This window comes from Euzebyales bacterium (genome assembly GCA_035461305.1).
Taxonomy (GTDB): Bacteria; Actinomycetota; Nitriliruptoria; order Euzebyales; family JAHELV01; genus JAHELV01.
Window position 1 is genome coordinate 1 of record DATHVN010000164.1, and the last position, 5,892, is coordinate 5,892.

6 protein-coding genes are annotated in these 5,892 nt (G+C 71.5%); 5 read left to right on the forward strand and 1 reads right to left on the reverse strand.

Going from position 1 to position 5,892, the window contains the following annotated elements:
• Nucleotides 1–186, forward strand: a 186-nt coding sequence (locus VK923_15585; protein HSJ46095.1) for a tyrosine-type recombinase/integrase, incomplete at its 5' end; no start/stop codon positions are given.
• A 344-nt stretch (nt 187–530) separates the two neighbouring features.
• Here VK923_15585 and VK923_15590 read toward each other — a convergent pair.
• A complete protein-coding gene (locus VK923_15590) occupies nt 531–1,067 on the reverse strand; it encodes a hypothetical protein (protein ID HSJ46096.1) in 537 nt (178 codons plus the stop codon).
• Nucleotides 1,068–1,312: 245 nt separating this feature from the next.
• Between VK923_15590 and purF the strand changes: the two genes are divergently transcribed.
• The 4 genes from purF to VK923_15610 all read left to right on the forward strand — a co-directional run bounded on the left by purF (nt 1,313) and on the right by VK923_15610 (nt 5,750).
• Nucleotides 1,313–2,767 carry an amidophosphoribosyltransferase gene (gene purF, locus VK923_15595; protein HSJ46097.1) on the forward strand — a complete coding sequence of 485 codons (1,455 nt, stop codon included), beginning with the start codon at nt 1,313–1,315 and terminating at the stop codon, nt 2,765–2,767.
• 80 nt (nt 2,768–2,847) lie between these two features.
• Entirely contained in the window at nt 2,848–3,906 is a 1,059-nt protein-coding gene (gene purM / locus VK923_15600) for a phosphoribosylformylglycinamidine cyclo-ligase (GenBank protein HSJ46098.1), read from the forward strand.
• A 356-nt stretch (nt 3,907–4,262) separates the two neighbouring features.
• Nucleotides 4,263–5,288 carry an adenosine deaminase gene (locus tag VK923_15605; GenBank protein HSJ46099.1) on the forward strand — a complete coding sequence of 342 codons (1,026 nt, stop codon included), beginning with the start codon at nt 4,263–4,265 and terminating at the stop codon, nt 5,286–5,288.
• A gap of 81 nt (nt 5,289–5,369) precedes the next feature.
• A complete protein-coding gene (locus VK923_15610; GenBank protein HSJ46100.1) occupies nt 5,370–5,750 on the forward strand; it encodes an IS5 family transposase in 381 nt (126 codons plus the stop codon).
• Nucleotides 5,751–5,892: the final 142 nt, after the last annotated feature.

Sequence of the window (5,892 nt, forward strand, 5' to 3'; positions counted from 1 at the left end):
GGCCCCCACCAGCTGCTGCGGCACACGTACGCAACCTGCGCGCTCCGCGCGGGTGTGCCCGTCAAGGTCGTGTCGGAACGCCTCGGGCACGCGTCGGTCGGCATCACGATGACGATCTATCAGCACGTCACAGACGCCGACGACGAGCGGGCAGCCGAGGCAACCGCGAGGTTTCTCGACGGCTGACGTTGCCACGCGGTTGCCGGCGTCCGTGTGACGGCGCGGCTGCGGGCTTCCCGAGGGCGGGGATGGTTCGGAGCCATGTGCACTCGTTGGCAACATCCGTGGCAACGTGCGGTCCGGCACGGTCGGGTACGGCCAGGCACGAGCGGGTCGAACACACGTGCTGACGCGCTGCTCAGCGGCACAGTCCGGGACGGACGGGATCCGGCCGGGAGGCGACTGCGATGGTCCAGAACCACGTGCAGAACATCCTGGGCAAGCTGCAGCTGCGTGGTCGCTACGAGCTGACGCGCTACGCGATCCACCGGGGTCTGGACCGTGACGACCAGTGACTGCCGCCCAGCGTGTCAGCCGTCGGCACCGAGGGCCTTGTCGATCGCCGTCAGCAGTGTGGTGCGGTTGCGGTTGTTGACCTCGATCTGACGCAGGCTGCGCAGCTCCTCCTCCGAGAGGTCCTCGAGGTGCGCACGGATCTCACTGACCGTGCCGCTGGCCATCGCGCGCAGCCGGTCCGGCTCGGCCTCGGCCCCCAGGTCCGGGGCTTCGGACGCAGTGACGACGTCGGCGTCGATCGTGCCGCCGCCGGGTCGGTCGGGCATCTGCGGCGGCTGCACCGGCGGTACGTGCCGTTCGGCGGACGGCATGTCGGGCGCGTCGTCCGTGGGTGTGCTGGGCACCGCACGCAGCGGAGCGCTGCGCGTCATCGTGTCGGTGCCCCGCGACGGCTCCGACCAGACCTCCTCGGGCTCCGCACGGCGCTGCCGGTCGTTGCGGAGCTCTTCGGCGGCACGCTCGAGCTCGGTCGCGGTCTGCTCCAGCGCCTTGGCTCCGCGCGACAGCACCATGGCCACCGCTTCCCGAATGCGCTGCTCGATCATGTCCATGGCCACCGCCGTCCTCGCAACAGATGTTCCTGTCCGGCGGAGCCGTTCCACAGCCGGCTGTGGAACCAGGCCCCGCAGAGTCCTGCCCGCGAGAATACTCAGTCCTCCCGCCGCCGCTCGACCGCCAACGGCCCCGAGAGCCGATGGGCGCTTCCACTGGAGTCTCCGGCGGTGTGCGGCGAACCGTCCTCCGGTGGGCATACTGTCGATGTGCAGGCGCCGTCGAGCCGAGCTGGTGTGACCTGATGCCGCAGCCTCCAGACGCACTGGATCGCACCGGTGCTCGTGACGAGTGTGGCGTGTTCGCCATCCACGCCCCCGGCGAGGACGTCGCCCGCTACTGCTACTACGGCCTCTACGCACTCCAGCACCGCGGGCAGGAGTCGGCGGGCATCGCGGTGTCCGACGGTGACAACATCCTCATCAGCAAGGAGATGGGCCTGGTCAACCAGGTCTTCGACAACGGCCGCCTCGCCGGGCTGCGTGGGCACCTGGCGATCGGCCACGTGCGCTACTCGACCACCGGGGCGTCGACGTGGGCGAACGCCCAGCCAACGTTCCAGGTGAGCGCATCAGGGCGCGGCATCGCGCTGGGGCACAACGGCAACCTGGTCGACACGGCCGCGCTGGCCACCGAGCTCGGCCCCCGCGGGGCCAGCTGCACGAGCGACTCCGACCTGCTGACCACGCTGCTCGCAGAGCGCGCGGGGACCCGTGACGGCCCCCTGGATGACATCATCATCGATGCCTGTCGGCGCATCTCAGGCGCCTACTGCCTGGCGATCATGGACGAGTCGACGATCTACGGCGTGCGCGACCCCCACGGCGTCCGGCCGCTGGTGCTGGGCGTGCTCGACGGCGGCGGGTACGTCCTGGCGTCCGAGACGGCCGCGCTGGACATCGTCGGCGCCACCATGCTGCGTGAGATCCAGCCCGGCGAGCTCGTCGCGATCGACACCGATGGCGTCCGCAGCCGCCGGTTTGCGGCGCCGACACCGTCGTTCTGCGTCTTCGAGTACGTCTACCTCGCCCGCCCCGACCACCAGACCCCCGAGACCAGCATCTACGCGGCGCGGCGCCGCATGGGCCGGCAGCTGGCACTCGAGTCACCTGCCGACGCCGACCTGGTGGTGCCCGTGCCCGACTCGGGCCTGGCGGCCGCCGCCGGCTACAGCCAGCAGAGCGGCATCCCTTACGCCGAGGGCCTGGTCAAGAACCGCTACGTGGGTCGCACGTTCATCCAGCCGTCGCAGTCGTTGCGCCAGCTGGGCATCCGCCTCAAGCTCAACCCGCTGCGCGACGTCCTGGAGGGCCAGCGCCTCGTGGTCGTCGACGACTCGATCGTCCGGGGCAACACCTCACGGCAGCTGGTGCGCATGCTGCGAGCCTGCGGCGCGACGGAGGTGCACCTGCGGATCCCGTCACCACCGGTGCGCCACCCCTGCTTCTACGGTATCGACATGGCCACGACGGACGAGCTGCTCGCCTCCGGCAGGACCACCGAGGAGATCCGCGCCTACCTCGAGGCCGACTCGCTGGCGTACCTGTCGCTGGACGCATTGACGCGGGCGACCAAGCGCCCCGCATCGTCGCTGTGTCGGGCCTGCTTCGACGGGCGGTACCCCATCCCCGTCCCGCAGGCGGTGCCGGACGACGACCGGACGACGCTGCCGGTCCTCGAGCTCGCCTCCCATGGGTGAGGGTGAGCGAGCCGGCGGGCGGGGAGCCCACTGTGAGGGTGAGCGCCAGCGAGCCGGCGGGCGGGGAGCCCACTGTGAGGGTGAGCGCCAGCGAGCCGGCGGGCGGGGAGCTCATGGGCCGTGATCCCCTGACCTACGCCGACGTCGGCGTCTCCCTCGATGCGGCCGACGCGGCCGTCGCCGCGATCCGGCCCCACGTCGCGCGCACCCTACGTCCAGAGGTCACCGGCGCGTTCGGTGGCTTCAGTGGCCTGTTCGCGCTGCCGCCCGCCCGGTGGCGCGCACCGCTGCTCGCGACCAGCTGCGACGGTGTCGGCACGAAGCTCGAGATCGCGCGGCAGCTCGGCCGCTACGACACCATCGGGCAGGACCTGGTTGCGATGGTCGTCGACGACCTGGTCGTGTGTGGCGCCGAGCCGCTGGTGTTCAACGACTACATCGCCGTCGGCGTGCTCGACGTGGCGGCCGTCGAGCAGGTCGTCGCAGGCATCGCCGACGGGTGCGTGGCGGCCGGCTGCGCGCTGGTCGGTGGAGAGACGGCGGAGCACCCCGCCGTCATGGCCCCCGGCCAGGTCGACGTCGCAGGGTTCGGCGTCGGCGTCGTCGAGCGCGACGCCGTCCTGGGACCGGAGCGCGTGGTACCCGGCGACGACCTGGTGGCCATGGCATCGACCGGCCTGCACAGCAACGGGTACTCGCTGGCCCGTCGGGTGGTGGAGGGCCTTGACTTCGCCGACGACCACGACCTGGTCGTGGAGACCCTCGGAGACGCGCTGCTGCGTCCGAGCCGCATCTACGTCCGCGACTGCCTGGCGCTGATCGAGGCCATCGAGGTGCATGCGCTGTGCCACGTGACAGGCGGTGGAGTGCCGGGCAACCTGCCGCGGGTGCTGCCCGACGGGCTCGGAGCCGTGGTCGACGCGGGGACGTTCACCACGCCGGCGATCATGGAGCTGATCGCGGCCCGCGGACCGGTCGAACCCGACGAGATGTGGCGCACGTTCAACATGGGCGCGGGAATGATCGCGGTCGTGCCGGACGGCGTCGCAGCGGCCGGCCTGCTGCGCGATCGTGACGTCGACGCCTGGGTGTGCGGCGCCGTGACTGACCATCCGGGCGTCGAGCTCGCGGGACGGTGAGCGGGACAGGTCGCGACGCCGGAGACATCGGCCGCCGGCCCTGGGGGGGACGGTGGCCGCGACGGGAAGGCGGGTGGGCTAGCGCGTCCGGGGTACCCGGACGACGTCACAGCCCAGCCCGATGGCGAGCGACTCAGCGCGCGTCGCGCTGCACCGATGCGTTCCGTGTTGACATGGCTACTACCATCCCTGTGGTTGCCGTGGCGGCAACGGTGTGTCACTGACCGCACCATCGTAGCGCGGGAACCGGAAGGCATCGCCGGCGCGTTGACCGCACGATCGCTGACGTGCCCGCGTCGGGGGCTCAGCTTCGTGTCGCCAGGCGCTCCACACGGCCTCGGCGCTACCCTCCGACGATGACCGATCTGCCCACCTTCATCGCCGGGATGCCCAAGGTCGAGCTGCACGTCCACCACGTCGGCTCCGCCTCGCCGAGGATCGTGGCGGAGCTGGCCGCCCGCACCGACGGCGCCTCACCGGTGCCCGCGGAGCCCGAGGCGCTCGCCGAGTACTTCGCGTTCCGGAACTTCGCGCACTTCATCGAGGTGTACCTGTCGGTCGTCGACCTGATCACCGAGCCCGAGGACGTGTGTCTGCTGACCTACGAGGTCGCACGCGATCTGGCCCGCCAGCAGGTGCGGTACGCGGAGGTGACGGTCACCCCGTACACGCTCACCGCCAACGGGATCCCCGCGGCAGCGGTGTGCGAGGCGATCGAGGACGCCAGGATCGCCGCCGAGCACGACCTCGGCATCGTGCTGCGGTGGTGCTTCGACATCCCTGGCGAGTTCGGGGTGCCCGCCGCGGACGAGACCCTGACGATCGCGCTGGAGCAGCGACCGGATGGTCTCGTCAGCTTCGGGCTCGGCGGTCCCGAGGACGGCGTGCCGCGCCCCCAGTTCGCCCCGCACTTCGACGCGGCCCGCGCGGCCGGGCTGCGGTCCGTGCCCCACGCAGGTGAGACGACCGGACCCGGGACGGTCTGGGACGCGTTGCAGCACCTCGGCGCCGAGCGCATCGGGCACGGCATCGCGGCTGTGCATGACCCGGACCTCGTCGCCCACCTGGTGGAGCACGGCATCCCGCTGGAGGTGTGCCCGACCTCGAACGTACGCACCGGCGCGGTGGCGTCGCTCGACGAGCACCCGCTGCGGCACCTGGTCGCCGCCGGCGTCACGGTGTCGATCAACTCCGACGACCCACCGAGGTTCGGCACGACGCTCAACGACGAGTACGCCGTGGCGGCCGGCCTGCTGGACCTCGACGCGGCGGGGGTCGCCGACCTCGCGATCGCGGCGGTGGACGCGTCGTTCATGTCGCCGCATGACAAGGCCCGCCTGCGGACCGAGATCGCCGGCCACCTCGCCGACCACCGCTACTAGGGCCTGTCTCTCGAACCGGTCGAGGTTGGCCGGGGTTCACTCGCTGGTGCGGTAGACACCCGGGGTATGGATGACAGGAATGTGATTAGCGACGAGGCGTGGGCGTTCATCGCACCACTGCTGCCCAGCTCGCACGGCCGCCGCGGCGGCCAGTGGCGCGATCACCGGCAGGTGCTGGAGGGCATCGCCTGGCGGTATCGCACGGGGTCGCCGTGGGGGGACCTGCCCGCCCGGTTCGGGCCGTGGCAGACAGTGTGGAAACGCCACGACCGGTGGAGCGCGGACGGCACCTGGCAGAATCTGGTGACCGCCGCGCAGGCCCGCGCCGACGCGGACGGCTCGCTGGATTGGCTGGTCGCGGTCGACTCCACGATCGTGCGCGCGCATCAGCACGCCGCCGGCGCCCGCCGCATCCCCGACCCGAGGGGGGGCTGGGTCGAATCACACGAACGGGCGGCCTGAGGAACCGCCCGATCATGCCTTGGGCCGGTCGCGTGGCGGGTTGACGACCAAGGTCCACGGCGCGGCCGACGGCCGCTGCCGGACGTTGGCGGTCCATGTCACCGCCGGACAGGTCCACGACACCACCCAGTTCGCTGCGGTG